The sequence below is a fragment of the Stutzerimonas sp. C6.4V genome (assembly GCF_058536345.1).
Genome location: NZ_JBZUBM010000001.1, coordinates 1,761,551 through 1,787,739, shown reverse-complemented (window position 1 = coordinate 1,787,739; position 26,189 = coordinate 1,761,551). Strand labels below are relative to the sequence as shown.

The 26,189-nt window shown below is 58.3% G+C and carries 23 protein-coding genes and 1 pseudogene; 16 read left to right on the top strand and 8 right to left on the bottom strand.

The window, feature by feature from the left end; genetic code table 11:
* Nucleotides 1-20: 20 nt before the first annotated feature.
* Entirely contained in the window at nucleotides 21-275 is a 255-nt protein-coding gene (locus AC4LFW_RS08360) for an Lpp/OprI family alanine-zipper lipoprotein (RefSeq protein ID WP_491820174.1), read from the bottom strand.
* 425 nt (nucleotides 276-700) lie between these two features.
* On the opposite strand from AC4LFW_RS08360, the gene AC4LFW_RS08355 reads away from it, so the two are divergent.
* The gene (locus tag AC4LFW_RS08355; RefSeq protein WP_491818622.1) at nucleotides 701-991 is read left to right on the top strand and encodes a GNAT family N-acetyltransferase; all 291 of its coding nucleotides are present in this window, start codon (nucleotides 701-703) and stop codon (nucleotides 989-991) included.
* Between the two features lie 39 nt (nucleotides 992-1,030).
* On the opposite strand, the gene AC4LFW_RS08350 is transcribed toward AC4LFW_RS08355, so the two are convergent.
* Complete coding sequence (locus AC4LFW_RS08350; protein ID WP_491818621.1) at nucleotides 1,031-2,107, bottom strand: 3-deoxy-7-phosphoheptulonate synthase; 1,077 nt, start codon at nucleotides 2,105-2,107, stop codon at nucleotides 1,031-1,033.
* Nucleotides 2,108-2,382: 275 nt separating this feature from the next.
* Here AC4LFW_RS08350 and AC4LFW_RS08345 point away from each other — a divergent pair, with 275 nt between their 5' ends.
* Together AC4LFW_RS08345 and cysB are read left to right on the top strand one after the other, a co-directional pair.
* Nucleotides 2,383-3,327: a putative 2-dehydropantoate 2-reductase gene (locus AC4LFW_RS08345; protein ID WP_491818620.1), complete on the top strand. Its 945-nt coding sequence runs from the start codon at nucleotides 2,383-2,385 to the stop codon at nucleotides 3,325-3,327.
* Nucleotides 3,328-3,621: 294 nt separating this feature from the next.
* Complete coding sequence (gene cysB / locus AC4LFW_RS08340) at nucleotides 3,622-4,596, top strand: HTH-type transcriptional regulator CysB (RefSeq protein ID WP_491818619.1); 975 nt, start codon at nucleotides 3,622-3,624, stop codon at nucleotides 4,594-4,596.
* 69 nt (nucleotides 4,597-4,665) lie between these two features.
* Here the strand turns inward: cysB and AC4LFW_RS08335 are convergent, their stop codons facing one another.
* The gene (locus tag AC4LFW_RS08335; RefSeq protein WP_491818618.1) at nucleotides 4,666-5,400 is read right to left on the bottom strand and encodes a phosphoadenylyl-sulfate reductase; all 735 of its coding nucleotides are present in this window, start codon (nucleotides 5,398-5,400) and stop codon (nucleotides 4,666-4,668) included.
* 187 nt (nucleotides 5,401-5,587) lie between these two features.
* Between AC4LFW_RS08335 and thrH the strand changes: the two are divergent.
* Nucleotides 5,588-6,206: pseudogene (thrH, locus tag AC4LFW_RS08330) on the top strand (bifunctional phosphoserine phosphatase/homoserine phosphotransferase ThrH).
* A gap of 42 nt (nucleotides 6,207-6,248) precedes the next feature.
* Here thrH and pabB read toward each other — a convergent pair.
* From pabB to rloA, 4 genes are read right to left on the bottom strand one after another with little or no spacing between them, the layout of a single operon-like run.
* Nucleotides 6,249-7,598, bottom strand: a complete 1,350-nt coding sequence (gene pabB / locus AC4LFW_RS08325) for an aminodeoxychorismate synthase component I (RefSeq protein ID WP_491818617.1) — start codon at nucleotides 7,596-7,598, stop codon at nucleotides 6,249-6,251.
* A 46-nt stretch (nucleotides 7,599-7,644) separates the two neighbouring features.
* Nucleotides 7,645-8,628 carry an alpha-L-glutamate ligase-like protein gene (locus AC4LFW_RS08320; RefSeq protein WP_491818616.1) on the bottom strand — a complete coding sequence of 328 codons (984 nt, stop codon included), beginning with the start codon at nucleotides 8,626-8,628 and terminating at the stop codon, nucleotides 7,645-7,647.
* A gap of 3 nt (nucleotides 8,629-8,631) precedes the next feature.
* Complete coding sequence (gene rloB, locus AC4LFW_RS08315) at nucleotides 8,632-10,158, bottom strand: osmotic stress tolerance membrane protein RloB (RefSeq protein WP_491818615.1); 1,527 nt, start codon at nucleotides 10,156-10,158, stop codon at nucleotides 8,632-8,634.
* Between the two features lie 4 nt (nucleotides 10,159-10,162).
* Nucleotides 10,163-10,696: a retropepsin-like aspartic peptidase RloA gene (gene rloA, locus AC4LFW_RS08310; RefSeq protein ID WP_491818614.1), complete on the bottom strand. Its 534-nt coding sequence runs from the start codon at nucleotides 10,694-10,696 to the stop codon at nucleotides 10,163-10,165.
* A 268-nt stretch (nucleotides 10,697-10,964) separates the two neighbouring features.
* On the opposite strand from rloA, the gene AC4LFW_RS08305 reads away from it, so the two are divergent.
* The 5 genes from AC4LFW_RS08305 (at nucleotide 10,965) to prpF (ending at nucleotide 17,753) form a co-directional block, all read left to right on the top strand.
* A complete protein-coding gene (locus AC4LFW_RS08305; RefSeq protein WP_491818613.1) occupies nucleotides 10,965-11,687 on the top strand; it encodes a GntR family transcriptional regulator in 723 nt (240 codons plus the stop codon).
* A complete protein-coding gene (gene prpB, locus AC4LFW_RS08300) occupies nucleotides 11,684-12,571 on the top strand; it encodes a methylisocitrate lyase (RefSeq protein ID WP_491818612.1) in 888 nt (295 codons plus the stop codon). The genes AC4LFW_RS08305 and prpB overlap by 4 nt, the downstream gene beginning before the upstream one ends.
* Before the next feature lie 87 nt (nucleotides 12,572-12,658).
* A complete protein-coding gene (gene prpC, locus AC4LFW_RS08295; protein WP_491818611.1) occupies nucleotides 12,659-13,786 on the top strand; it encodes a bifunctional 2-methylcitrate synthase/citrate synthase in 1,128 nt (375 codons plus the stop codon).
* Between the two features lie 76 nt (nucleotides 13,787-13,862).
* Nucleotides 13,863-16,463 carry a Fe/S-dependent 2-methylisocitrate dehydratase AcnD gene (gene acnD, locus AC4LFW_RS08290; RefSeq protein WP_491818610.1) on the top strand — a complete coding sequence of 867 codons (2,601 nt, stop codon included), beginning with the start codon at nucleotides 13,863-13,865 and terminating at the stop codon, nucleotides 16,461-16,463.
* A gap of 102 nt (nucleotides 16,464-16,565) precedes the next feature.
* Nucleotides 16,566-17,753 (top strand): 2-methylaconitate cis-trans isomerase PrpF, encoded by a 1,188-nt coding sequence (gene prpF, locus AC4LFW_RS08285; protein ID WP_491818609.1) that lies wholly within the window; start codon nucleotides 16,566-16,568, stop codon nucleotides 17,751-17,753.
* Between the two features lie 105 nt (nucleotides 17,754-17,858).
* Here the strand turns inward: prpF and ppsR are convergent, their stop codons facing one another.
* A complete protein-coding gene (gene ppsR / locus AC4LFW_RS08280; RefSeq protein ID WP_491818608.1) occupies nucleotides 17,859-18,677 on the bottom strand; it encodes a posphoenolpyruvate synthetase regulatory kinase/phosphorylase PpsR in 819 nt (272 codons plus the stop codon).
* A 156-nt stretch (nucleotides 18,678-18,833) separates the two neighbouring features.
* Here ppsR and ppsA point away from each other — a divergent pair, with 156 nt between their 5' ends.
* From ppsA to AC4LFW_RS08245, 7 genes are all read left to right on the top strand, one after another.
* Complete coding sequence (ppsA, locus tag AC4LFW_RS08275; RefSeq protein WP_491818607.1) at nucleotides 18,834-21,206, top strand: phosphoenolpyruvate synthase; 2,373 nt, start codon at nucleotides 18,834-18,836, stop codon at nucleotides 21,204-21,206.
* A gap of 147 nt (nucleotides 21,207-21,353) precedes the next feature.
* Nucleotides 21,354-21,842 (top strand): ribonuclease E activity regulator RraA, encoded by a 489-nt coding sequence (rraA, locus tag AC4LFW_RS08270; RefSeq protein WP_491818606.1) that lies wholly within the window; start codon nucleotides 21,354-21,356, stop codon nucleotides 21,840-21,842.
* A 65-nt stretch (nucleotides 21,843-21,907) separates the two neighbouring features.
* A complete protein-coding gene (locus tag AC4LFW_RS08265) occupies nucleotides 21,908-22,900 on the top strand; it encodes a zinc transporter ZntB (RefSeq protein WP_491818605.1) in 993 nt (330 codons plus the stop codon).
* 55 nt (nucleotides 22,901-22,955) lie between these two features.
* Complete coding sequence (locus AC4LFW_RS08260; protein WP_491818604.1) at nucleotides 22,956-23,201, top strand: CrfX protein; 246 nt, start codon at nucleotides 22,956-22,958, stop codon at nucleotides 23,199-23,201.
* Nucleotides 23,202-23,203: 2 nt separating this feature from the next.
* Complete coding sequence (locus AC4LFW_RS08255) at nucleotides 23,204-24,034, top strand: mechanosensitive ion channel family protein (RefSeq protein WP_491818603.1); 831 nt, start codon at nucleotides 23,204-23,206, stop codon at nucleotides 24,032-24,034.
* A gap of 83 nt (nucleotides 24,035-24,117) precedes the next feature.
* Nucleotides 24,118-24,708, top strand: coding sequence for an RNA polymerase sigma factor SigX (gene sigX, locus AC4LFW_RS08250; RefSeq protein ID WP_491818602.1), 591 nt, complete (start codon nucleotides 24,118-24,120; stop codon nucleotides 24,706-24,708).
* Nucleotides 24,709-24,806: 98 nt separating this feature from the next.
* Nucleotides 24,807-25,799, top strand: coding sequence for an OmpA family protein (locus AC4LFW_RS08245; RefSeq protein WP_491818601.1), 993 nt, complete (start codon nucleotides 24,807-24,809; stop codon nucleotides 25,797-25,799).
* Nucleotides 25,800-26,189 lie beyond the last annotated feature (390 nt).

Here is a 26,189-nt window from a genome sequence, read left to right as displayed (position 1 = left end):
GGCTTTTTTTTGTCTGAAGCTTACTTGCGGCTGGCGCGTTCCAGCATGCGCAGGGCGCGCTCGTTGGCTTCGTCAGCAGTCTGCTGAGCCTTCTGAGCAGCCTGCATTGCCTGGTCGGCTTTGCTGTACGCTTCGTCAGCACGAGCCTGGGCGCGAGCAGCAGAGTCTTCGGTTGCCGTCAGACGTGCTTCGCTTTCCTTGGTCATGCTGTTGCTGCAACCAGTAGCCAGAACTGCAGCGAAAGCCAGAGCAGAAAATTTCAGAGCGTTGTTCATCATGTTCCCCTTAAGGATGTAATCCATGGCAACTTCCGTTATGGAAAGTTGGCGCGCACATACTACCTATAAGTTGCGCTAAGTAAACTGAGGCAAGCAGTGTGCTACCACATTTTTTCTGCAAGCTCATTTCATTTTGGCGCTTGCTGCCCCGGTTGGCTGAAAACCAACCAGAGCAAGCTATCGCACTCGCTGAGTGGACCGATGAAATGCCGGAAAAGTTGCACTTCGAAGGTGTGTTGGAGAGGCGATCTGTTGCCACGTCCTCTGTTGGCTAAGCGCAAGACTTCAAACCAATTGTAGCGGTGTCTCGCATAACGGTAGCATGCGCTGTCCAACAAACAATAATACCGAGCGGCCTGCGCGCGGGTTACGCATGGCCCGACTCGAAATGATGGGCAGGGCAAGCCTGCTTAGGAGGCAAGATGAGCGATAAACTGACCATCCATCATGACCAGACGGAACATCAGTTCGTGACAACCGTGGATGGCTTTCGCGCTTATCTGTCTTACATGGACCTCGGCAAGCAGACTCTGGATATCTACAGAACTTTTGTGCCAGATGCTCTGAGAGGTCGCGGCATTGCCGCTGTGCTGACCCGGCATGCGCTCGAATATGCAGACCGAGAGGGATACACCGTTATCCCGTCATGCTCCTATGTGGAGCGCTATATCGAACGCCAGGGAAAACCCGATGACGGGATGGACAGCGAATGACAAACGCCGGCAAGCGGCGTTTTGGCCATATCGACGTGTTTAACCGCGGTTACGCTTCGGAAGGATGTCCCTGAGCTTGGCATGCATGCCGAGTACGGCCTTTTCCGTGGCGTCCCAGTCGATGCAGGCGTCGGTAATGGAGACGCCGTACTTGAGGTCTGCCAGGTCCTTGGGGATTGATTGATTGCCCCAGCCCAGGTGGCTTTCAACCATCAGGCCCACAATCGAGTTGTTGCCCTCGAGGATCTGATTGGCCACGTTATCCATGACCAGTGGCTGCAGCGCCGGATCCTTGTTGGAATTGGCGTGGCTGCAGTCAACCATGATGTTGGGGCTGATCCCGGCCTTGTGCAGTTCCTGCTCGCAAACAGCGACGCTGACCGAATCGTAGTTTGGCTTGCCATTACCACCACGCAATACCACGTGCCCGTAGGCGTTGCCCTTGGTGGTGACGATGGACACGCCGCCTGACTGATTGATACCCAGGAAACGGTGCGGGCTGGAGACCGACTGCAACGCGTTGATCGCAACGGTCAGGCTGCCATCCGTACCGTTCTTGAAGCCCACCGCGGAGGAAAGGCCGGACGCCATTTCGCGATGGGTCTGGGATTCGGTGGTGCGAGCGCCGATTGCAGACCAGCTGATCAGGTCCTGCAGATACTGCGGGGAGATCGGATCGAGCGCCTCGGTCGCTGTGGGCAGACCCATTTCAGCCAGGTCCAGAAGCAGTTTGCGGCCAATGTGCAGGCCATCCTGAATCTTGAACGAGTCGTCCATGTAGGGATCGTTGATCAGGCCTTTCCAGCCCACTGTGGTGCGAGGCTTTTCGAAATAGACGCGCATGACAAGAAACAGGCTGTCCGCCACCTTTTCAGCCAACCCCTTCAGACGCTCGGCGTATTCATGTGCGGCCTTGAGGTCATGGATCGAGCAGGGGCCTATCACGACGAAAAGTCGATGATCCCGGCCATCCAGGATATCGCGAACCACCTGACGACCATGAGAAACGGTTTTCAGTGCGGACGCGGTCAGCGGAATTTCACGCTTCAATTGCTCCGGTGTAATCAGGGTCTCGTTGGAGGCAACGTTAAGGTCATCGATCGGTAAATCAGCCATCGTGTTCTCATCAGGGTCACGGATGCCGTCCGCCAGCCATCCCGGTGCGGCGGAGCAAGGCGTGAGATCGCAGCGGGGATGCGGAACCTTATCGCGTCTTCGCCGCCTCGACAACGACCTTGAAGGTCCATAGGGGCCGCAATGATCACAGGTATTGGGGCCGCTTCGGATCCAGTACTGCAAGCTCGGCTGTGCGGGATATCGTGACGCTGCTAAGGTGCTGATTTCCGGCCTGGGTCAGGCCATCATCCCGTATCGCTTTAAGTGAGATCTGCATGAATACATCCCGGCCTCGAATAGCGGTCATAGGCGCCGGCGCGATCGGTGGGTTCTATGGCGTAATGCTTGCCCGTGCGGGTTACGACGTCCATTTTCTTTTGCGCAGCGACTATGACGTCGTTAAGGAAAACGGCTTACAGATAAACAGCGCGGTGCACGGCGCGCTGCACCTGAACGAGATAAATGCGTATCGCAACCCGGCCGACATGCCCAAGTGTGACTGGGTGCTGGTTGGTGCCAAAAGTACCAGCAATCGAGAGCTGGCACCGTTGATCATCGAGGCAGCCGCCGACGACGCAAAAGTCGTGGTGCTGCAGAACGGACTGGCGGTAGAGGATGATCTGCGTGAGATTTTGCCTTCAGGGTTGCACCTGCTAGGGGGGCTCTGCTTCATCTGCGTTCATCGCGCCGCCCTGGGCGTTATCGAGCATCAGGCCCTCGGCGGGGTGAATATCGCGTATCACTCAGGTCCGGTTGCCACTACCGAGAGCCAGGCGGCGTGGGTCGAGCAGGGCGTAGAAATGTTTCGTGCGGCTGGCGTGGATTCCAATGCAGCACCCGATCTGGCCATGGCGCGTTGGCAGAAGCTGGTCTGGAATATGCCTTACAACGGCCTGTCGGTTCTGCTCGACGCCGGCACGGCGTCACTGATGGCCAACCCAGACAGTCGAGCGATGGTCAAGGCGATCATGCTGGAAGCCTGCGGTGCCGCCGCAGCCTGTGGCTATGCCCTGCCGGAAATCCTGGCCGACCGCATGCTGGCTATGACGGACCGCATGCCAGACTACCTGCCGAGCATGTACCACGACCATGCGCGGGGGCGCCCTATGGAGCTTGAAGCCATCTATGCCGCTCCGCTGGCAGCGGCCGAAAAGGTTGGCTATGCCATGCCCAGGACCGAAGCGCTTTACCAGTCGCTCAAGTTTCTTTCCGCCCGCTGAGGTCTTTCTGAGTGGCCGCCGAGCGGCCCCTCGCTGCAGTCTCGATGCCGGCTGCTAAGCTCAAACAGAGGTTGGTTTGAGTGCGCGGGCTGGCCCGGCGGTAGAGGACCCCGTCTCGTGTTTGGAGAAGTGCACAATGACTACTGGGAATGAGAGCGACTTTAATAGCGTGCCTGATGAGCCAGCGTTCGCCGACAGGCGGCACATAAGAAATTGACCTAGAATCCTGACCTTCTGGTGCAAACAGCTATAAGAAAGCACTGTTCGGGCGCCATTGGCCTTTGAGGAACGTCTATGAAGCTTCAGCAACTGCGTTACATCTGGGAAGTGGCGCATCATGACCTCAATGTTTCTGCAACAGCGCAAAGCCTGTTCACCTCGCAACCTGGAATCAGCAAGCAAATAAGGCTATTGGAGGATGAGCTTGGAGTAGAGGTGTTCGCACGCAGCGGCAAGCACCTGACCCGGGTGACACCAGCCGGGGAGAGAATCATCACCACGGCTGGGGAAATCCTTCGCAAGTGTGAAAGCATCAAGCAGATCGCACAGGAGTTTTCCAACGAGAAGCGTGGCACGCTGAGTATAGCGACGACCCATACGCAGGCCCGTTATGCACTTCCGCAGGTCATCAGCGCTTTCATCAAGCGTTACCCGGACGTATCGCTGCACATGCACCAGGGCACCCCGATGCAGATCGCCGAGATGGCCGCTGACGGAACCGTGGATTTCGCCATTGCCACCGAAGGCCTGGAGTTGTTTGGCGATCTGGTCATGATGCCGTGCTACCGCTGGAACCGCTGCGTTGTGGTTCCGCAGGGTCACCCACTGACCAGGCTTGAAAAGCTGACCCTTGAGGCGCTGGCGGAACAACCCCTCGTTACCTATGTGTTCGGCTTCACCGGGCGCTCCAAGCTGGATGAGGCATTCAGCCATCGCGGGCTCTCGCCGAAGGTCGTCTTCACCGCGGCGGACGCCGATGTCATCAAGACCTACGTTCGCCTGGGCCTGGGCGTAGGAATCGTCGCGCGCATGGCGGTGGACGCCAAGCTCGACCCCGATCTTGTTGTGCTGGATGCAAGCGAGCTGTTCGAGTCCAGCGTGACCAAGATTGGCTTCCGGCGCGGTACGTTCTTGCGCGGTTTCATGTGTGACTTCATCGAAACCTTCGCGCCGCATCTGGACCGGGAAATGATCGAAAAAGCCGTACAGTGCCGCAACAAGGTTGAAGTGGACGAACTTTTTCGTGATGTCGAACTGCCGACATTTTGATGAACGAGGCAGTTTCGAATCTCGGCTGCGAACCGGAGTTCGGTTCGCGGCCACCGTCTTTTGGACCTGTCAGCTTTTGGCGATGAGATTGCCGGCGTGCAAACCGCATTCTTTCTGCGTTGCTTCTTCCCACCACCAGCGTCCTTCCCGCTCATGCTGATTGGGCAGCACAGGACGGGTGCAGGGTTCACAGCCAATGCTGATGAAGCCGCGCTCATGCAAGCTGTTGTAAGGCACTTCGAGCATGCGGATATAGGTCCAGACCTCTTCGCTGGTCATCTGCGCCAAGGGGTTGAACTTGTAGAGCTTGTGGTCGGGAGTCGAGAAGGCCGTGTCGATTTCCAAGGTGGCTACCTGGCTGCGTGTGCCCGGGCTCTGATCACGTCGTTGGCCCGTCGCCCAGGCGCGGACCGTAGAAAGCTTGCGGCGCAGCGGTTCTATCTTGCGTATTCCACAGCATTCGCCATGGCCGTCACGGTAGAAGCTGAACAAACCCTTCTCGTTGACCATTGGCTGTAACAGTGCAGGGTCGGGTGTCATGATCTCGATGGGGATGCCGTAGTGCTCCCGGACCTGCTCTATGAATCGGTAGGTCTCGCTGTGTAAGCGACCGGTATCGAGGCTGAACACCTTGAGGTTCTTGTTCAGCTTCCAGGCCATATCGACCAGGACCACGTCTTCGGCCCCACTGAAGGAGATCCACAAGTCGTCGCCAAAGAGGTCGAAGGCAAGCTTGAGGATATCTTGCGGGGATTTCTCAGCGTAGGCAGCAGCCAGTCCGGCTACGTCGATTGTTTCACTCATCAGGCGGCTTCCTTTGTTGGCGCTTGGCGCGCTCTGCTGGCCGCGGATCTTAGCAAACACTCTTTATTACGCTAAATAACCTTTGAGGCTGAGGGACCACCGTTTGTGGAATAAGCATCGCGTTGCTTCGCTTGACCCTTGCCGTTAGAGTGCCGCTTCAATTTTTTGTGCTGTAAGGAGCGCGCCCGTGGAAATAGCCTGTCTCGATCTGGAAGGTGTTCTGGTTCCCGAAATCTGGATCGCCTTCGCCGAGGCCACCGGAATCGAATCACTCCGGGCCACTACGCGCGACATTCCTGACTACGACGTATTGATGAAGCAGCGGCTGCGCATTCTCGATGAGCACAACCTGAAACTCACTGACATCCAGAAGGTCATTGCCACATTGAAGCCGCTCGATGGAGCCGTCGAGTTCGTCGATTGGTTGCGTGAGCGTTTTCAGGTCGTCATCCTGTCCGATACGTTCTACGAGTTCTCGCAGCCGTTGATGCGCCAGCTTGGGCTTTCCGACACTGCTATGCCATCGCCTGATCACCGATGATTCAGATCGCGTCGTTGATTATCAGCTGCGTCAGAAAGACCCCAAGCGCCAGTCGGTTATCGCGCTGAAGAGCCTCTATTACCGGGTCATCGCGGCGGGCGACTCCTATAACGACACCACGATGCTTTCCGAAGCGCACGCGGGAATCCTGTTCCATGCGCCAGACAACGTGATCCGTGAATTTCCTCAGTTCCCAGCGGTGCATACCTTTGAGGAGCTCAAGCAGGAGTTCATCAGGGCGTCCAATCGTAAGCTCACGCTGTAGATGAAAGGGCAGCCTCCACGGCAGCGACCTCTGCCGTGGTTGTCATCGGTGCAGGGTTTTCTCCAGGGTTCTAAGCAGCACACTCACCTTGTCCATCGTTTCCTGGTATTCGGCTTGCCAATCCGAGTCCGCGACGATGCCGCCCCCTCCCCAGCAATAGACCTGGTCGCCCTTGATCAGCAGGGTGCGGATAGCGATCGAGCTGTCCATTTCGCCGCGTACGTCCAGATAAAGCAATGAGCCGCAGTAGATCGAGCGCCGAGTGGGCTCCAGTTCGTCGATGATTTGCATCGAGCGGATCTTCGGCGCGCCGGTTATCGAGCCTCCTGGAAAGCTGCCGCTCAACAGATCCAGCGCATCCTTGCCTGCCGCGAGGCGACCGCTGACGCTGCTGACCAAATGATGGACGTTGGGGTAGGTTTCCAGTGAAAACAGCTCGGGAACCCGCACGCTGCCGATCTCGCAACTGCGGCCAAGATCATTGCGTAACAGATCTACGATCATCAGGTTTTCGGCTCGGTCCTTCTTGCTGGCCAGCAGCGCCTCGGCCTCGGCCAGATCGGACTGCGTATCGAGCTGCCTGGGGCGGGTGCCTTTGATCGGGCGCGTTTCAACGGTGCCCTTGGTCAGGCGCATGAAGCGTTCGGGAGAGAGGCTGACTATGGATGCGTCATCCAGAGCCATGAAGCCGGCGAATGGCGTCGGGCAGGCGCTACGCAGGTCGCAGAACGCCTGCCATGCATCGCCATCGCAGGAGGCCTGGAAGCGTTGGGCAAAATTCACCTGATAGCAGTCGCCCGCCTGGATGTAGCGCTGAATGCGCTCGATGGCGTGACGGTAATCGTCGTGTTGCAGGTCCGCTTTGAATGCCGAGGTCAGCTCGAACGCCATCTGAGCAGGTTGCCGGTCCGTTTCGAACAGGGTAAGCAGGCGGGCGCGCTCAGACTCGTCCATTGCAGGATGAAAGACCAGATGCGTGACCCGATGATGATGATCGCTGATCAGCGCCCATCCATAGAGCCCGAATCTGGCCAGGGGCAGGCCCAGATCGTCGATGGCATTGCTGGGCAAACGCTCCAGTCGGGTGCCGAAATCATAACTGAGGTAGCCCAGCAAACCGCCGGTAAAGGGCAGGTCGATGCCGCCCGGCGCCTCGGCATCACCCAGTGATCGCAGAGCGTCGCGAAGCCTGGCAAAGAAGGCATCGCCTGTTTCTGTCGCAACGGGCTCGAGGACTTGCATTGGCCAGGCGCTGATCAGGTCGTAGCGCCCGCGGTCGGCCTGCGGCCTTCCAGAGTCAAGCAAAATTGCGCCTGGAGCATGGCGTACGAGGTCGAACCAGGAGGCCGGGTCCGGCTGGTAGGGAAGGGCATGTAGGGTGCAGACAGGCATGAGGTATTCGGTCCGATGATCGCCCGCCTCTAGGCTGGGCCTTGACTCACGCGTTCGTCGGGATATGGCCGAACAGGTCCTGGGCAAATCGAACCCGCTCCTCCGGCGTTTCCTGAATGCCTTTTTCTTTCAGCTCCTCGATCCGATTTTCCACCGCATGGGCACGATGGGTAAGTCCGCAATCGTTGGCTATCTGGATATTCAGGCCCGGGCGGGCGTTCAGCTCGAGAATCAACGGGCCTTTATCCTGATCGAGCACCATGTCGACCCCGATGTAGCCCAGACCGCACAGCTCGTAGCAGCCAGCGGCGAGCTTCATGAAGCCATCCCAGTTCGGCAGCTGCACGCCATCAACCGCGTTGGTGGTGTCAGGGTGCTTGGTGATCTTGTTGTTCAGCCAGGTGCCGCGCAGGGTGATGCCGGTCGCCAGGTCCACACCGACACCGATAGCGCCCTGGTGCAGGTTGGCCTTGCCCCCGGATTGGCGGGTCGGCAGGCGCAGCATGGCCATGACCGGGTAACCCATCAATACGATAATGCGGATGTCGGGCACGCCTTCGTAACTGATGCTCTTGAAAATAGGATCGGGGGTCACCCGGTACTCGATCAACGCTCGGTCGCGGTGACCGCCGAGCGAATAGAGACCTGTCAGTATGTTGGAGATCTGATGTTCGATCTCTTCATGGGTCATGATCTTGCCCGATACCGTGCGGTAGCGGCCTTCGAAGCGGTCAGCAATAACCAGAATGCCATCGCCGCCGGCCCCCTGGGCAGGCTTGACCACGAAGTCGGGGTGGTCCTTGACGATGTCCTTTAGCTTGTCGATGTCCTTTTCGGTTTCGATGATGCCGTACATCTCCGGCACATGGATTCCGGCCTCGATGGCCCGTTCCTTGGTGATGATCTTGTCATCCACGATCGGGTAGAGGTTTCGCTTGTTGTACTTGAGGACGTAGTCCGCGTTACGGCGGTTGATGCCCATGATGCCCTTGGCTTCAAGGGCCTTCCACGTTTTGATCAGACCGAACATGGCTCAATCCTTCAGAAAGGCTTTGAAACGAAACAGCTCGGTCAGGCGGTAGCCGCGATAGCGTCCCATTGCGAGCATGAAGCCAACCATGATCAGGAGTACCGCCGGGAAGGTGAACATGAAGTAGACCAGTTCCGGCACGCTCATCAGCATATGCGCCAGGGTGGCTGCGATCAGCGTTCCGACAGCGACCTTGAACGCATGACCCGCGCCGCGCTCTTCCCAGGTGATGGAAAGGCGTTCAATGGTCATGGTCAGGATCACCATGGGGAACAGGGCAACCGACAATCCTCGCTCCAGGCCAAGCTTGTGGCTGAACAAACTGATAACCGCAATCAGCACGACCACGAAAGTCAATACGACCGACAGGCGCGGCAGCATCTGCAACTTCAGGTGTTCGAGATAGGAACGGAGCGAGAGGCCCAGCGCGGTAATCACGGTGAACAGGATGATGCCAAAGCCGAGCTGGGTTTCACGAAAGGCCAGGGCGATCAATACGGGAGTAAAGGTGCCGAGGGTCTGCAGGCCGCCAAGGTTACGCAGGATCAGGATCACCAATACCCCTATCGGAATCATGATCATGATCTGGTAGGTCTGCTGGGTTTGCAGCGGCAACCCATAGAGCGAATATTCCAGGAAGTCGGCGTCAGTGTTTTCGTCGGTCAGCTTGGCCAGACGGATTGCATTCATCTCGCTGCTATTGAGGGTAAAGGTGACCTGAGGATTGCGACCGCCCTCCAGGCTGAGTAACGGTTCATCGCCGGTCCACCAGACCAGTCGGTCCTTTGGCAGACCCTGCTCGCCAGTTTCCGGATTGAAATACAGCCATTTGTCGCCATTGAAGCTGCGCAGCCAGAGCTCCGGGGTCTGCGCCGTATCCGCTGCCAACCGTACGGTGTGCACGCGCTCCATCGGCACGTGGGCAATTGACAGTAGCAGCTCGATGACCCGCGCCTTGTTTGCCGTCGCGGAATCGCCGCCGAGCAGGAGTTTCACGTTATCGTCATTGGCGTTGTTGACGCGCTTGATGGCCTCGCTGATAAAAGTCTCGACGTCAGCCGAATGCTGGCGGATTGGAGACAACAATGCTTCGGCGGCGATCTTCTCGGCCCCTTCCACGGGGATGCTGTCGCGGAAGATCGGGCCATTCGCTTTGGTCTGCTCGCCGCTGTAGCGGCGCGTCAGCACCAGGCGGTAATAGAGAGTCTGGTTGCCGTTCACGCGACGCGCAGACCAGGTCACCCGGCGATTGCCGTCTGCTCGGTTGATGCTGACGCCATAATTGTTGGAGATGAAGCTTTCGTTGAGGCTGACAAACTCCTGATTCAGGGGCGGCACGTACATCTGCAGTTTGACCGGCTCACGTGCGTTGGCCTGGAATTCGACCTTCGCATCGATGTTCCACAGATCGTCGGTTTCGTCTTCGGTCACAGGAATGCCGAGAATGAAGATCTGGTATGCCGTGATCGCGATGCCCAGCGAGACGAGCAGCAGGATCAGAATTTTCAGATGCAGGGTAAGCGCGCGCATAGGGTCACTCGTCAGCGTCGGATTCGGTGATGCAGCCGGGCTTGCCAGCAGCGTAAGTAAGGCTTGGGTCAACCAGGGCGCCAAATCGTGTCAGCGCATCGGAGCCAATCAAAAGTGGGTATTGGAAAGCGCTTCGGTCCGTGAGGTTCACTTCGATGCTGCGCTTGGCCTCGCCCATGCATAGTTTCAGCTCAACAACCGGGCGGGGTGTGTAGGTCTTTTCCTCTTCAGGATCGAAGTCCCCGGCGCGGCGCTTGATCTTGCTGATGCGCTGCAGCGGCAGTTCTATCGGCCGGCTGTGTGCTTCGTCGATGGCCAGGTAGAAACGCACCCAGTTCTTCCCGTCCCGCTTGAAGCGCTCGATGTCACGTGCGCTGAGTGAGGCAGTTTGGGCGCCAGTGTCCAGCTTGGCCGGCACTTCCAGGCCAAACTCCGGAAGCGCGACATGCTCGTTCAGGCCATAGACAGTCTTGTCTTTGGCGTGGGCAGCTATGGAGGACAGCAGGCACAGCATTAGCAGATAGGGTTTGACGCTCATAAATCCGGGCAGGTTCGAGTCGGAGGAAGCATGGGCGAAGCTGCGGCCCATGGGCTATTACGGCGGCTAATCAAGAGACGATCGCGGGATACAGGGCCGCATTCTAGCATGGCCCCTCAAAGGGTCGCGACTGGCCTATGGTTGCCATCCTGTGAGAAATGATCGTTCCCGCAATGCCAAACTGTCGACAATCGACTTTTGTATCGGTTGACGTTCCGGCTAGACGGGGCGTAGATTGCAGCGGTCAAAACGTGAAGTGTCGACAATCATGCTTGAAGCCATGCTTTCTTCTCCATCTGCTCAGGTTGACCCCGGTACGCTTTCCGAGCACGTTTTCCGGTTGATCCAGGCCGCCATCATCAAGGGAGAGATTGCGCCGGGTAGCAAGATTTCCGAACCCGAGCTGGCACGAACCTACGGCATCAGTCGCGGCCCGTTGCGCGAGGCGATCCATCGGCTAGAAGGTCAGAAGCTCCTGGTTCGAGTGCCCCATGTCGGGGCCCGTGTGGTGTCGCTCAGCCACGCCGAGCTGATCGAGCTCTATGAGATTCGTGAGTCGCTTGAAGGCATGGCCTGCCGGCTGGCTGCCGAGCGCATGAGCGAGAGTGAAGTGGATGAGTTGCGCCGCGTGCTGGAGACCCACGAGCGCGACGAGGCGTTTCAGGCTGGCGTCGGCTATTACCAGCAAGAGGGCGATTTCGACTTTCACTACCGGATCATCCAGGGCAGTGGTAACCGCACCCTCACGCAGATGCTCTGTGGCGAGTTGTATCAGCTTGTGCGCATGTACCGAATCCAGTTTTCCACCACGCCGAATCGTCCGCGTCAGGCATTCGCCGAACACCATCGGATCCTCGATGCCATTGCCGACCGTGACGGCGAGTTGGCCGAGTTGCTGATGCGGCGTCACATCTGCGCATCCAAGCGCAACATCGAGCGCCATTACCTGGCAGCACAGCAACAGACACCACAAACACGAGGTGAGGCATGACACTTCCTACCCCTGGCCAGCGTTTCCGTGACGCGGTCGCCAATGAACATCCCCTGCAAGTGGTCGGTGCCATCAACGCCAATCACGCATTGCTTGCGAAACGCGCCGGATTCAAGGCGATCTATCTTTCTGGTGGCGGCGTCGCGGCTGGCTCGCTCGGCTTGCCAGACCTTGGGATCACCGGCCTCGATGATGTGTTGACCGATGTGCGGCGCATCACGGATGTCTGCGACTTGCCGCTACTGGTCGACGTCGATACCGGATTCGGCTCGTCTGCATTCAACGTGGCGCGCACGGTCAAGTCCATGATCAAGTTCGGTGCTGCTGCGATCCATATCGAAGATCAGGTCGGAGCCAAGCGCTGCGGTCATCGCCCGAACAAGGAAATCGTTTCCCAGCAGGAGATGGTCGATCGGATCAAGGCGGCGGTGGATGCCCGTACCGATGACAGTTTTGTGATCATGGCGCGCACCGATGCACTGGCGGTCGAAGGGCTCGATGCGGCCCTGGAGCGTGCACAGGCCTGCGTGGAAGCCGGAGCGGACATGGTCTTCCCCGAGGCGATTACCGAACTGTCTATGTACAAGCTGTTCGCCGAAAAGGTCGGCGCGCCCATCCTGGCGAACATCACCGAGTTTGGTGCTACGCCGCTCTACACCACTGATGAACTCGCCAGCGCTGACGTATCGCTGGTGCTGTACCCGCTTTCGGCGTTCCGCGCGATGAACAAGGCGGCGGAGAATGTCTATAACGCTATCCGTCGCGACGGCACTCAAAAGAACGTGGTCGACACCATGCAGACCCGCATGGAGCTGTACGAACGTATCAACTACCACGCATTCGAGCAGAGCCTCGATGCGCTGTTCGCACAGAAGAAGAGTTGAGCCGCGAGGCAGCAGGTAGCCGGGCTGTTTGCCGGTACTGATGAGCAACTTTGCAGTATCCAGAACAAATCCAATAAGGAGAGAGCAATGGCTGAAGCAAAAGTATTAGGCGGTGCCGGTCTGCGTGGCCAGGTTGCCGGGCAGACAGCGCTGTGCACCGTCGGCAAGACCGGGGCCGGCCTGACCTACCGGGGCTACGACGTACGCGAACTGGCGGAACACGCTGAGTTCGAGGAAGTCGCCTACCTGCTGTTCTATGGCGAACTGCCGACTGCCCAGCAGCTGGCCGACTATAAGGTGCGGCTAAAAACTCTGCGGGACCTGCCCGCCGCGTTGAAGGAAGTGCTGGAGCGAATCCCAGCCGATGCACATCCTATGGACGTCATGCGTACCGGTGCATCGATGCTAGGCACGCTGGAGCCTGAGCGCTCGTTCGAGCAGCAGCGCGATGTCGCTGAGCGCCTGATGGCCGCATTTCCGGCGGTCATGTGCTACTGGTATCACTTCACGCATCAGCAGAAGCGGATCGAATGCACCAGCGATGAAGACACCCTGGGCGGTCATTTCCTGGCGCTGCTGCATGGCAAGAAGCCAAGCGACCTGCATGTCAAGGTCATGAACGTCTCGTTGATTCTTTACGCCGAGCATGAGTTCAACGCCTCGACCTTCACGGCGCGTGTCTGTGCATCGACCCTGTCGGACATGTATTCATGCGTCACCGGTGCCATCGGTTCGTTGCGTGGTCCGTTGCACGGTGGCGCCAACGAGGCTGCGATGGACATGATCCAGCAGTGGGATTCGCCGGAGGCTGCCGTGCAGGGCATTCTCGGCATGCTTGAGCGCAAGGACAAGATCATGGGCTTTGGCCATGCGATCTATAAGGAGTCCGATCCGCGCAACGAGGTCATCAAGGTGTGGGCCAGCAAGCTGGCTGACGAGGTGGGCGACACCGTTCTCTATTCGGTCTCCGTCGCCGTCGACGAAACCATGTGGAAACAGAAAAAGCTCTTTCCCAATGCAGACTTCTACCATGCCTCGGCCTACCACTTCATGGGCATCCCGACCAAGCTGTTCACACCGATCTTTGTATGTTCGCGCGTGACCGGCTGGGCCTCCCACGTCATCGAGCAGCGCGCCAATAACCGCATCATCCGCCCGAGCGCCGACTATGTCGGACCGGAACAGCGCAAGGTCGTGCCTGTCGCCGAGCGCTGATCGATGGGAGGGGAGACCGTGACATTGGTCGCCCCTCTCGCTTTTTTGTACACCTACTGGATCGAGTCCTTCCGGCATGAACACAGAACATCGCAAACCCTTGCCCGGCACCGGGCTGGACTACTTCGACACCCGTGAAGCAGTCGAGGCAATCCAGCCAGGCAGTTACGACAAGTTGCCCTACACCTCACGCGTGCTGGCCGAGCAGTTGGTGCGTCGTTGCGATCCGTCGATGCTGATCGACTCGCTGAAGCAGATCATTGAGCGCAAGCGCGACCTCGACTTCCCCTGGTACCCGGCGCGCGTGGTCTGCCATGACATCCTTGGCCAGACGGCGCTGGTGGATCTTGCGGGACTGCGCGATGCCATCGCCGAGCAGGGCGGTGATCCGTCTAAAGTCAACCCGGTCGTGCCGACGCAGCTGATCGTAGACCATTCCCTGGCAGTCGAATTTGCGGGATTCGACCCGGACGCGTTCGAGAAGAACCGTGCCGTTGAAGAGCGCCGCAACGAGGATCGTTTTCACTTCATCGAGTGGACCAAGACGGCCTTCAAGAACGTCGATGTGATTCCCGCCGGCAACGGGATCATGCACCAGATCAACCTCGAGAAGATGTCGCCGGTCATTCAGGCGCGAGATGGCGTCGCCTTCCCTGATACCTGCGTCGGTACTGACAGCCACACGCCGCATGTGGATGCGCTCGGTGTTATCGCCGTCGGCGTCGGGGGGCTCGAGGCTGAAACCGTGATGCTTGGCCGTGCCTCGATGATGCGGCTGCCCGACATCGTCGGCGTGAAGTTGACCGGTAAGCGTCAGCCCGGGATAACGGCGACCGATATTGTGCTGGCCTTGACCGAGTTCCTGCGCAAGGAGCGCGTGGTCGGCGCCTATGTTGAATTCTTCGGCGATGGGGCCGCCAGCCTGACCATCGGTGACCGCGCCACCATCTCCAACATGTGCCCGGAGTATGGCGCGACCGCCTCGATGTTCTACATAGACCAGCAGACCATCGATTACCTGAAGTTGACCGGACGTGAACCGGAGCAGGTGGCACTGGTGGAGCATTACGCCAGGACCACAGGTCTCTGGGCCGATGCGCTGGTGGACGCGCAGTACGAGCGCGTGCTCGAGTTCGACTTGTCGAGCGTAGTGCGCACCATGGCTGGCCCGTCCAACCCGCATCGTCGTCTGCCGACCTCGGCGCTTCACGAGCGCGGCATCGCGGTTGACCTAGACAAGGCGCAAGCCGAAGAGCGCGATGGCCTGATGCCGGATGGCGCGGTGATCATTGCCGCCATCACGAGCTGCACCAACACCTCGAACCCGCGCAACGTGGTGGCCGCCGGTCTGCTGGCGAAGAAGGCCAACGAGTTGGGCCTGATTCGCAAGCCGTGGGTCAAGACCTCCTTCGCGCCGGGCTCGAAGGTAGCCAAGCTGTATCTGCAGGATGCCGGCCTGCTGACCGAGCTGGAAAAGCTTGGCTTTGGCATCGTCGCGTACGCCTGTACCACCTGTAACGGCATGTCCGGCGCGCTGGACCCACAGATACAGCAGGAGATCATCGACCGCGACCTCTACGCGACCGCTGTCCTGTCCGGCAATCGCAACTTCGACGGGCGCATCCATCCCTACGCGAAACAGGCATTTCTCGCTTCGCCGCCGCTGGTGGTCGCCTACGCCATCGCCGGGACCGTGCGATTCGACATAGAACAGGATGTTCTGGGGCACGATCAGTTGGGCAACCCCGTCACGCTCAAGGACCTCTGGCCGAGCGACGAGGAGATCGACTGCATCGTCGCCGAGTCGGTGAAGCCAGAGCAGTTCAAGCAGATCTACATCCCGATGTTCGACCTAGGCTCGGTGGAAGAGGCGGAAAGCCCGCTTTATGACTGGCGGCCCATGTCGACGTACATTCGCCGACCACCCTATTGGGAAGGTGCGCTGGCCGGCGAGCGGTCGCTCAGGGGAATGCGCCCGCTGGCGGTGCTGCCGGACAACATCACCACTGACCACCTGTCGCCGTCAAACGCCATCATGCTGGACAGCGCCGCGGGCGAGTACCTGGCCAAGATGGGTCTGCCGGAAGAGGACTTCAACTCCTACGCCACGCACCGCGGCGACCATCTGACCGCTCAGCGCGCAACCTTTGCCAACCCCCAGCTGGTCAACGAGATGGCTGTGGTCGACGGGCAGGTGAAGAGGGGTTCGCTGACCCGCGTCGAGCCGGAAGGCAAGGTGATGCGCATGTGGGAGGCTATCGAGACCTACATGAACCGCAAGCAACCGCTGATCATCATTGCCGGTGCCGACTACGGCCAGGGTTCCTCCCGCGACTGGGCGGCGAAGGGCGTTCGGCTGGCCGGCGTCGAGGCGATCGCCGCTGAAGGCTTCGAGCGGATCCACCGGACCAACCTGGTGGGCATGGGTGTACTGCCGTTGGAATTCATGCCAGGCACCACGCGCCTGACGCTGGGTATTGATGGCAGTGAAACCTTTGACGTGCTTGGCGAGCGGACGCCGCGAGCCACCCTGACGCTGGTGATCACGCGAAAGAACGGTGAGCGGCTCGAAGTGCCGGTTACCTGCCGTCTGGATACAGCCGAGGAGGTTTCGATCTACGACGCCGGTGGCGTGCTGCAGCGTTTCGCGAAGGATTTCCTCAACCAGGCATCCTGAGGGCATGGCCAGCGGCCTCTGGCATCGCTGAAGGGCTGTTGGCCATACGGATGATTTCGCGGCGGCCTGCTGGTCGCGGCATTCGACAAGGTAAGGTTCACCATGGCTTATCCACCGCAATTGAAAATTCCCGCCACCTACATGCGTGGCGGCACCAGCAAGGGTGTGTTCTTTCGCCTGCAGGACCTTCCGCCTGAAGCCCAGGTCCCTGGCGAGGCACGGGACCGGCTGTTCCTGCGGGTGATCGGCAGTCCCGATCCTTATGGCAAGCACACCGATGGCATGGGCGGCGCGACGTCCAGTACCAGCAAATGCGTGATCCTGTCCCGAAGCGATCGTCCGGACCATGACGTCGAGTACCTCTATGGCCAGGTTTCGATCGACAGTGCCTTTGTCGACTGGAGCGGCAATTGCGGCAATCTTTCGACGGCAGCCGGGGCGTTTGCGCTGCATGCTGGGCTGGTCGATCCCCATCGGATTCCCGCAGATGGCGTCTGCAGTGTTCGTATATGGCAAGCCAACATAGGGAAGACGATCATCGCCCACGTGCCGGTAACCGGCGGCCAGGTACAGGAAACCGGTGACTTCGAACTGGACGGCGTCACCTTTCCCGCCGCGGAAATCGTCCTGGAATTCCTTGACCCGGCAGACGAAGGCGAGGGCGGCAGCGCCATGTTTCCCACAGGTAATCTGGTGGACGAACTGGACGTGCCGGGTGTCGGTGCCCTCAAGGCGACCCTGATCAATGCCGGTATCCCGACAGTGTTCGTCAATGCACAGGACATAGGCTTCACAGGTACGGAGCTGCAGGATGCCATCAACGGTGACCTGAAAACGTTGGCGATGTTCGAGGTTATCCGCGCCCAGGGTGCATTGCGCATGGGATTGATCAAGGAGATCGGGGAGGCCGCCAGACGCCAGCATACCCCTAAGGTGGCGTTTGTTGCCGGGCCTGCCGACTACACCTCGTCCAGCGGCAAGGATATTAGTGCCGCCGAGGTTGATCTGCTGGTGCGGGCCCTGTCGATGGGGAAACTGCATCACGCCATGATGGGCACAGCCGCCGTTGCCATCGGCACTGCGGCCTCCATACCTGGAACGCTGGTCAACCTTGCTGCCGGCGGAGGAAATCGCTCTGAGGTGGTATTCGGTCACCCGTCAGGAACCCTTCGCGTTGGCGCCGAAGCCCGCCAGCTCAACGGAGAATGGACAGTGCTCAAGGCAAGCATGAGCCGCAGCGCGCGGATCCTGATGGAAGGCTGGGTTCGGGTGCCGCACGATGACGTTTGATCACCAACGTGCGATCGACGCGGTTCCTGCAAACCAGGACATCTAGACGCCTCATGCAAAAAAGTCCGCACTATGCGGACTTTTTGTTGTCTAGCGAAACGGCACTTATTTGAGTCGGCGTTCGACGCCCTTTTCAACGAGGATCTTCGCGGAGATCTCTTCAACCGAAAAGTGCGTGGAGTTGATGTAGTTGATGTTTTCGCGGCGGAACAGGTTCTCCACCTCGCGAACCTCGAACTCGCACTGGGCATAGCTGGCGTAGCGGCTGTTTGGTTTGCGCTCGTTGCGAATGGCCGTCAGGCGATCGGGGTCGATGGTCAGACCGAACAGTTTGTCTCGGTGGGTCTTTAGGGCCGGGGGAAGTTGCAGGCGTTCCATGTCGTCTTCGGTCAGCGGATAGTTGGCTGCCCGGATCCCGTACTGCATCGCCATGTACAGGCAGGTGGGCGTTTTGCCGCACCTGGAGACGCCGACCAAAATAAGATCTGCCTTGTCGTAGTAGTGCGTGCGGGCGCCATCATCATTATCAAGAGCGAAATTGACCGCGTCGATTCGCTCCATGTAGTTGGCGTTGTGGCTGATCGAATGGGATTTGCCGACGGAGTAAGAGGAGCGTGACATCAGTTCATGTTCCAGCGGAGCAAGGAAAGACGAAAAGATGTCGATCATGAAGCCATTTGATTCAGCCAGGATGTCACGAATTTCCTGGTTCACCAGTGTGTCGAAGATGATCGGGCGCGCACCGTCGTTTTCCGCGGCTTTATTTATTTGCTGTACCATTGCCCGCGCTTTTTCGGCCGTGTCTATATATGGTCGGGTGAGCTTGGTAAAGCTGATGGTTTCGAACTGTGCCAGTAGGCTCTGGCCGAGCGTTTCGGCCGTGATTCCGGTGCCGTCGGATATGAAGAATGCAGTTCGTTTCATTGCATCTGGGACCTTAAGTCAAGAACGGTTCTCAGCTATAGTAGGCCCCTACGCCGAGCCTCGGTTCGCGGGCATTGTTACTTATTTTGCAGGGCCAGACCACCGTGTCGCGGATGGGCACGGATCGAGTTTCCAACAAAACGTGGAGAGATCACCTTGGTAGAGTACGTAGTTTCCCTCGATCAGCTCGGCAATCATGATGTTGAGCGAGTAGGGGGCAAGAACGCCTCCCTGGGCGAGATGATCAGCAACCTCGCAGGCGCGGGTGTTTCAGTGCCAGGTGGTTTCGCCACTACGGCCCAGGCCTATCGGGACTTCATGGAGCTTAGTGGTCTTAACGAGCAGATCCATGCACTTCTAGACGCCCTGGACGTGGACGACGTCAACGCCCTAGCCAAGGCTGGTGCGCAGATTCGCGGCTGGGTCATGGAAGCCGAATTCCCCCCCAAGCTGGATGCTGACATCCGTGCCGCGTTCGCCCAGATGGCCGCCGGAAACGAGAATATGGCGGTTGCCGTGCGCTCGTCTGCAACAGCCGAAGACTTGCCGGATGCTTCTTTTGCTGGCCAGCAGGAAACTTTCCTGAACATTCGCGGTGTCGACAACGTGATCCGTGCCGCCAAGGAAGTGTTCGCCTCGCTTTTCAACGACCGTGCGATCGCCTATCGCGTCCATCAGGGTTTCGATCACAAGCTGGTTGCTCTTTCTGCAGGCGTCCAGCGCATGGTGCGTTCCGAGACCGGTACGGCTGGCGTAATGTTCACCCTGGACACCGAGTCGGGCTTCCGTGATGTCGTCTTCATTACCGGCGCCTACGGCCTCGGTGAAACAGTCGTGCAGGGCGCGGTCAATCCTGACGAATTCTACGTACACAAGCACACACTGGAAGCCGGACGTCCTGCCATCCTGCGTCGTAATCTCGGCAGCAAGGCGATCAAGATGGTTTACGGCGAAGAAGCCAGCGCGGGTAAATCCGTCAAGACCGTCGAAGTTGAACAGTCCGAGCGCATGCGTTTCTGCCTGACCGATGAAGAGGTCGCCAATCTCGCCAGGCAGGCGATGACCATCGAGAAGCATTACGGCCGTCCGATGGATATCGAGTGGGCCAAAGATGGCGATGACAACCAGCTGTACATTGTCCAGGCGCGTCCAGAAACCGTGAAGAGCCGTACCAGCGGCAACGTAATGGAGCGTTACCTGCTGAAAGAGAAGGGCAAGGTCCTGGTCGAGGGGCGCGCCATCGGCCAGCGCATTGGTGCCGGTCCGGTGAAGATCATTCACGACGTATCCGAGATGGACAAGGTTCAGCCGGGTGACGTACTGGTTTCCGACATGACCGACCCGGATTGGGAGCCGGTGATGAAGCGCGCCAGTGCTATCGTCACCAATCGTGGCGGTCGTACCTGTCATGCCGCAATCATCGCGCGCGAGCTGGGGATCCCGGCAGTTGTTGGCTGTGGCAATGCAACCGAACTGCTGCAGGACGGGCAGCGCGTAACGGTCACCTGCGCAGAGGGCGACACCGGTCTGATCTTCGAAGGCGAACTGGGCTTCGATATTCGCCAGAACTCCATCGATGCGATGCCTGAGCTGCCGTTCAAGATCATGATGAACGTCGGTAACCCGGACCGCGCTTTCGACTTCGCTCAGCTGCCAAACGAAGGTGTTGGTCTGGCGCGCCTGGAGTTCATCATCAATCGCATGATCGGCGTTCATCCGAAAGCGCTGCTCAACTTCGATAGCTTGCCAGCCGACATAAAAGGCAGTGTCGAGAAGCGTATCGCTGGTTACGGTGACCCCGTCGACTTCTACGTAGAGAAGCTGGTCGAGGGCGTGAGCACCCTAGCCGCCGCCTTCTGGCCTAAAAAGGTCATCGTGCGCCTGTCGGACTTCAAGTCCAACGAATATGCCAACCTGATCGGTGGCAAGCTCTATGAGCCCGAAGAAGAAAACCCGATGCTTGGCTTCCGCGGCGCTTCGCGTTACATCAGCGAATCTTTCCGCGACTGCTTCGAGCTCGAGTGCCGTGCGATGCGCAAGGTGCGGGATGTAATGGGGCTGACCAACGTTGAGCTGATGGTGCCGTTCGTGCGGACCCTTGGCGAAGCGTCGCAGGTCATCGATATCCTCGGACAGTTCGGTCTCAAGCGTGGTGAGAACGGCCTGCGAATCATCATGATGTGCGAACTGCCGTCCAACGCGCTGCTGGCTGATGAGTTCCTCGAGTTTTTCGACGGCTTCTCCATCGGCTCCAACGACATGACCCAGCTGACGCTGGGCCTGGATCGTGACTCCGGTATCATTGCGCACCTTTTCGATGAGCGTAACCCGGCGGTAAAGAAGCTTTTGGCGAACGCAATCGAGGCCTGCAACAAGGCGGGTAAGTACATCGGTATTTGCGGTCAGGGCCCTTCCGATCATCCAGATCTGGCAAAGTGGCTTATGGAACAGGGAATCGAAAGCGTATCGCTGAACCCTGACTCGGTGCTCGACACCTGGTTCTTCCTGGCAGAAGCAGAGATTAAATGAGCTAGCAGATAATCAAGAAGGGCGGTTTTCCGCCCTTTTTGCTGTGAGGCGAGCCATGGCCTGGCACCTTGCTCGCTAGCGGGTCTCAGGGATCGCTCGGCAGGCTTGTGTCGCGATTGGACCATCATTTTCGGCAAGGAGATTCTCATGCAATATGTCACTCCCGATCTGTGCGATGCCTACCCCGAACTTGTTCAGGTAGTTGAGCCGATTTTCAGCAATTTCGGCGGTCGTGATTCATTTGGTGGCCAGATAGTCACTATCAAATGCTTCGAAGACAACTCGTTGGTGAAAGAGCAGGTCGATACTGACGGCTCAGGCAAGGTGCTGGTTGTGGATGGAGGAGGTTCTTTGCGCCGAGCGTTGCTCGGTGACATGCTGGCCGAGAAGGCGGCTCGGAACGGCTGGGAAGGGCTGGTGATCTACGGTTGCATCAGGGATGTGGACGTTATCGCTCAGACTGAATTGGGCGTGCAGGCGCTGGCCACCCATCCAATGAAGACGGACAAGCGTGGCATAGGTGATTTGAACATCCCGGTGACCTTCTGTGGCGTAACCTTTCGGCCCGGTGAGTATGTCTATGCCGACAATAACGGCATCATCGTTTCGCCTGAACCTTTGAAAATTCCTGAATAAGGTTGTGGTTAGGCTCCTCGAGCCCGGCATCGCCGGGCTTTTTGCCGTTTCAACGAGATCAAGAATTGCCTGACGAAAGCCTTCAATCAGGGCTGTTGCATGCCCTGGTTCTTGATGGACAAGGTGGTGCGCGTCCAGTCACCTATGCCGATATTCCAGATTTGCGGCTAGCCCAGCGGGAAACTCTCTGGCTGCATTGGGATCGCGGGCAGCCGGCCGCACAGGGTTGGTTGCGCAGGCGCAGCGGGCTAAGTGCTTTCGCCTGCGATGTCCTTCTCGAAGAAAACACGCGGCCAAGGTTGCTGGCCTTGCCCAACGACGAGCTGTTGCTCTTTCTCAGAGGCGTAAACCTCAATCCTGACGCCGAACCGGAAGATATGGTGTCCTTGCGAGTATTCGCCGATTCGCGCCGGGTCATTTCATTGCGCCTGCGTCCCTTGCGTTCCACCGAGGTGGTCATCAAGCAGTTGGAGGCTGGTGTCGGCCCGACGACCTCGTCAGAAATACTGCTCGCCTTGGCTGATGCGCTGACCAACCGAGTCGATGATTTCGTAGAAGTGCTGACGGAGAAACTCGACGATGAGGAGGATCGTGTGGAGGCCGATGAACGTTACTCACCCCCTCAGGGCCAGATGCTCACCATGCGTCGACAGGCGGCAAGTTTGCGCAGGTTTTTGCTGCCGCAGCGGGAAATCTACGGCCAGCTGACACGCAATCGTCTGCCGTGGTTTGTCGACGACGACACCGATTACTGGAACGAACTGAGCAACCGGTTGATTCGTTATCTCGAAGAGCTGGAGCTGGTCCGAGAGAGGGTCAACCTGGTGCTCGAAGCTGAAGAGAGAAGACTGCGCGAGCGCATGAACCGGACGATGTACCTGCTCGGGATCATTACCGGCTTTTTTCTGCCCATGAGCTTCCTCACTGGGCTTCTGGGAATCAACGTCGGCGGCATTCCAGGCGCTGAACATCCCTACGGTTTCTATATTGCCTGCGGCCTGATCGCTGCTGTTGCCGGCTTCCAGTGGTGGATCTTCCGCCGCCTGAAATGGGTGTGATGTGACCGCCCGTGCCGACGCGCCGTCTAGGTGACACAGTTTTAGCGAGGTGAACATGCACGATCCGTTTGAAGAATCGTTGCGGGACATGCTCAATGCGCAATCGTCCCATGACGACGACGCCTGTCTGGACCGGGTGCTGAAAACTGCCAATCGCCAGGTTGGAGCAGGAGACCTGTTCGGGCTCATGGGGAACTGGTTTCAGGCTGTCCTGATTGCCGCTAGCGGCGGTGCGGGTCAGCCACGCTCGACTGCACGACGTCATTTTTCTCAATCCACTCCTAACGATAGGGCCGACTGATCATGGAATTCGATCCCTGGAGCCAGAGCTTGCTGGCCGCTATGAATGCCCTGTGGGCACCTATCGCTGCATTCATCCCGCGTCTGTTCGGTGCGTTGCTGGTGGTAGTGGCAGGGTTGGTGGTTGCGAAGCTGTTGGATGCTCTGCTGTCCAAGGGGCTAGCCAAGGTCGGGCTTGATCGGCTTGTGGCCGGGACCGGGGTAAACAAGTTGCTCGGTCGGGTAGCTATACGGTCCTCTGCATCAACATTGATAGGCAAAATCGTCTATTGGTTTGTCCTGCTCGTGTTTCTTGTGTCCGCTGCCGAATCCTTAGGGCTTGCGCGCGTATCGGCTGTGCTGGATACGCTGGCGCTCTACGTGCCGAAAGTATTTGGTGCGGCATTGATCCTGCTCGCCGGCGTGTTGCTTGCTCAACTGGTAAACGGCTTGGTGCGCGGCGCTGCGGAAGGCGTAGGCCTGGAGTACGCCAGTGGTCTGGGACGTATTGCGCAAGGGCTGGTGATCATCATCAGCATTTCTGTAGCCATAGGTCAGCTTGAGGTCAAAACCGAGCTACTGAACTACGTGATTGCCATCGCCCTGATTTCGGTTGGGCTTGCGGTCGCGCTGGCGCTTGGTCTGGGCAGTCGCGAGCTTGTGAGCCAGATTCTTGCGGGAATCTACGTGCGTGAGCTGTATGAAGTAGGCCAGCGTGTTCGTCTGGATAATCTCGACCTGGACGGTGAGATCGAGGAAATTGGAACAGCCAAGACGCTGTTGCTGACCGACGACGGAGAACTCGTTTCGATAGCAAATAGAGTCCTCTTGGAGCAACGAGTCGGCAGCCGTTAGCCGCAGCAATCTGTTAAAGTGCGCCGCCCTGTTTCGCTGTCGTCTGATCGCGGCCACGACTTTGACTGCCGGTTCGAAGTGTCTTGATTAAAGCCCATCCACCTACCACGAGTTATGACCCTCGCCAGCTTTCAGATGAAGAGCTGGTACAGCGCGCCCACGTCGAATTGTTTCATGTAACTCGCGCTTATGAAGAACTCATGCGGCGATATCAGCGGACGCTGTTCAATGTGTGCGCGCGTTATCTGGGAAACGATCGGGATGCCGATGATGTTTGCCAGGAAGTGATGCTGAAGGTCCTGTATGGACTGAAGAACTTTGAGGGCAAGTCAAAGTTTAAAACATGGCTATATAGCATTACTTACAACGAATGCATCACTCAGTACAGAAAGGAACGACGTAAAAGGCGCTTGCTAGATGCATTGAGTCTCGACCCGGTAGACGAGGCGGTTGAAGAGGCAGAGCCTCTTGTCGGAGAAAAGACCGGCCTTGATCGCTGGCTTGTGCACGTGAACCAGATAGATCGAGAGATCCTGGTGTTGCGTTTTGTTGCGGAGCTCGAATTTCAGGAAATCGCCGACATTATGCATATGGGACTAAGCGCAACGAAGATGAGATATAAGAGGGCACTGGACAAGCTGCGTGAAAAATTTTCTGGCATTGCTGAAACTTAACAGCCTCAAGTTGTCATATTGGTAGCGAACAGCTTGGGCCTACAGTTGCCGGTTTCCTTAGAATGTTCTGATACTAACCACCAGATGGGGATTTACGGATGAAGCTTAAAAACACCTTAGGCGTTGTAATTGGTTCTTTGGTTGCAGCCACTTCCATTGGCGCGCTGGCCCAGGGCCAAGGTGCCGTAGAGGTGGAGGCATTCGGTAAGCACTACTTCACCGACAGCTCGCGTGACGTTCAGCGGGACGGCGAACTGTACGGTGCGGGCGTCAGCTATTTTCTGACAGATGATGTTTCTCTTGGGCTGTCCTATGGCGAATACCATGATCTGACTTCCCAGGATCCGGTTGGTGCGGGCGGTCACAAAGACATCAAGGGCAGCCTGACTTCGCTTGATGCTACCTACCACTTCGGTCAGCCAGGTGTTGGTCTGCGTCCGTACGTATCCGCCGGTGCTGCACACCAGAGCATCGGTCAGGCCGCTCGTGGTGGTCGCGACCATAGCACCTTCGCCAATGTGGGCACTGGCGTGAAGTATTACTTCACCGAGAACTTCTTCGCCAAAGCCAGCGTTGACGGCATGTACAACATCGATGCTGACGAAGCAGAGTGGATGGCTGGCGTAGGTGTTGGCCTGAACTTCGGTGGGGGCGGTCAGCAGCAGGTAGCTCAGGTTGAGCCTACCCCTGCACCGGCACCAGCGCCTATGGTTGACAACGAGCCCGAGCCGGAGCCGGAGTTGGTGCGCGTTGAGCTTGATGTCAAGTTCGATTTCGACGAGGCGCGCGTCCGCGAAGAAAGCTACAGCGACATCAAGAACCTTGCCGATTTCATGCAGCAGTATCCGCAAACCAGCACGACCGTTGAAGGACATACCGATTCGGTAGGTACCGATCAGTACAACCAGCGTTTGTCGGAGCGTCGTGCCCAGGCCGTGCGTGAAGTACTGGTCAATCAGTATGGCGTCGAAAGCCAGCGCGTTGATTCGGTTGGCTACGGCGAAACCCGCCCGGTCGCTGACAACAACAGCGAAGAGGGGCGTCAGGTCAACCGCCGCGTAGAAGCCGAGGTTGAAGCACAGGTGCGTTAATTGCCTGGATGATAGCGGAAAGTTTGCCGACCGGGTCGCTTGTTAAGGATCCGAGCGGTGATTAGCAAACGCCCCGACTTGTTCGGGGCGTTTGCATTTTTGGCGCGGACGGTGAGAGCCTTGGGTTAGCATGGACATGCCTCAACAGAAAATGTGGCAGCCGTGTTAAAGCCTGTGACCGCCTTTCGTTGAGCGGCACCGGCGCCGACGCTGACAGGGCTGTGGAGAGGCTCTGCCCAGTGTGAGTCGAAGCATCTTGCCGGGGACAGCTCGCAGTTGGCAGGCCAACGCTCTTTGCATCGGATCCAATCCAGCTATGCGCTGGCGAGGTATTGATGCTGGCGGAGTTGGCGGCCGTTACTGGGGTTGCGATCGCTCCATGCACCAACA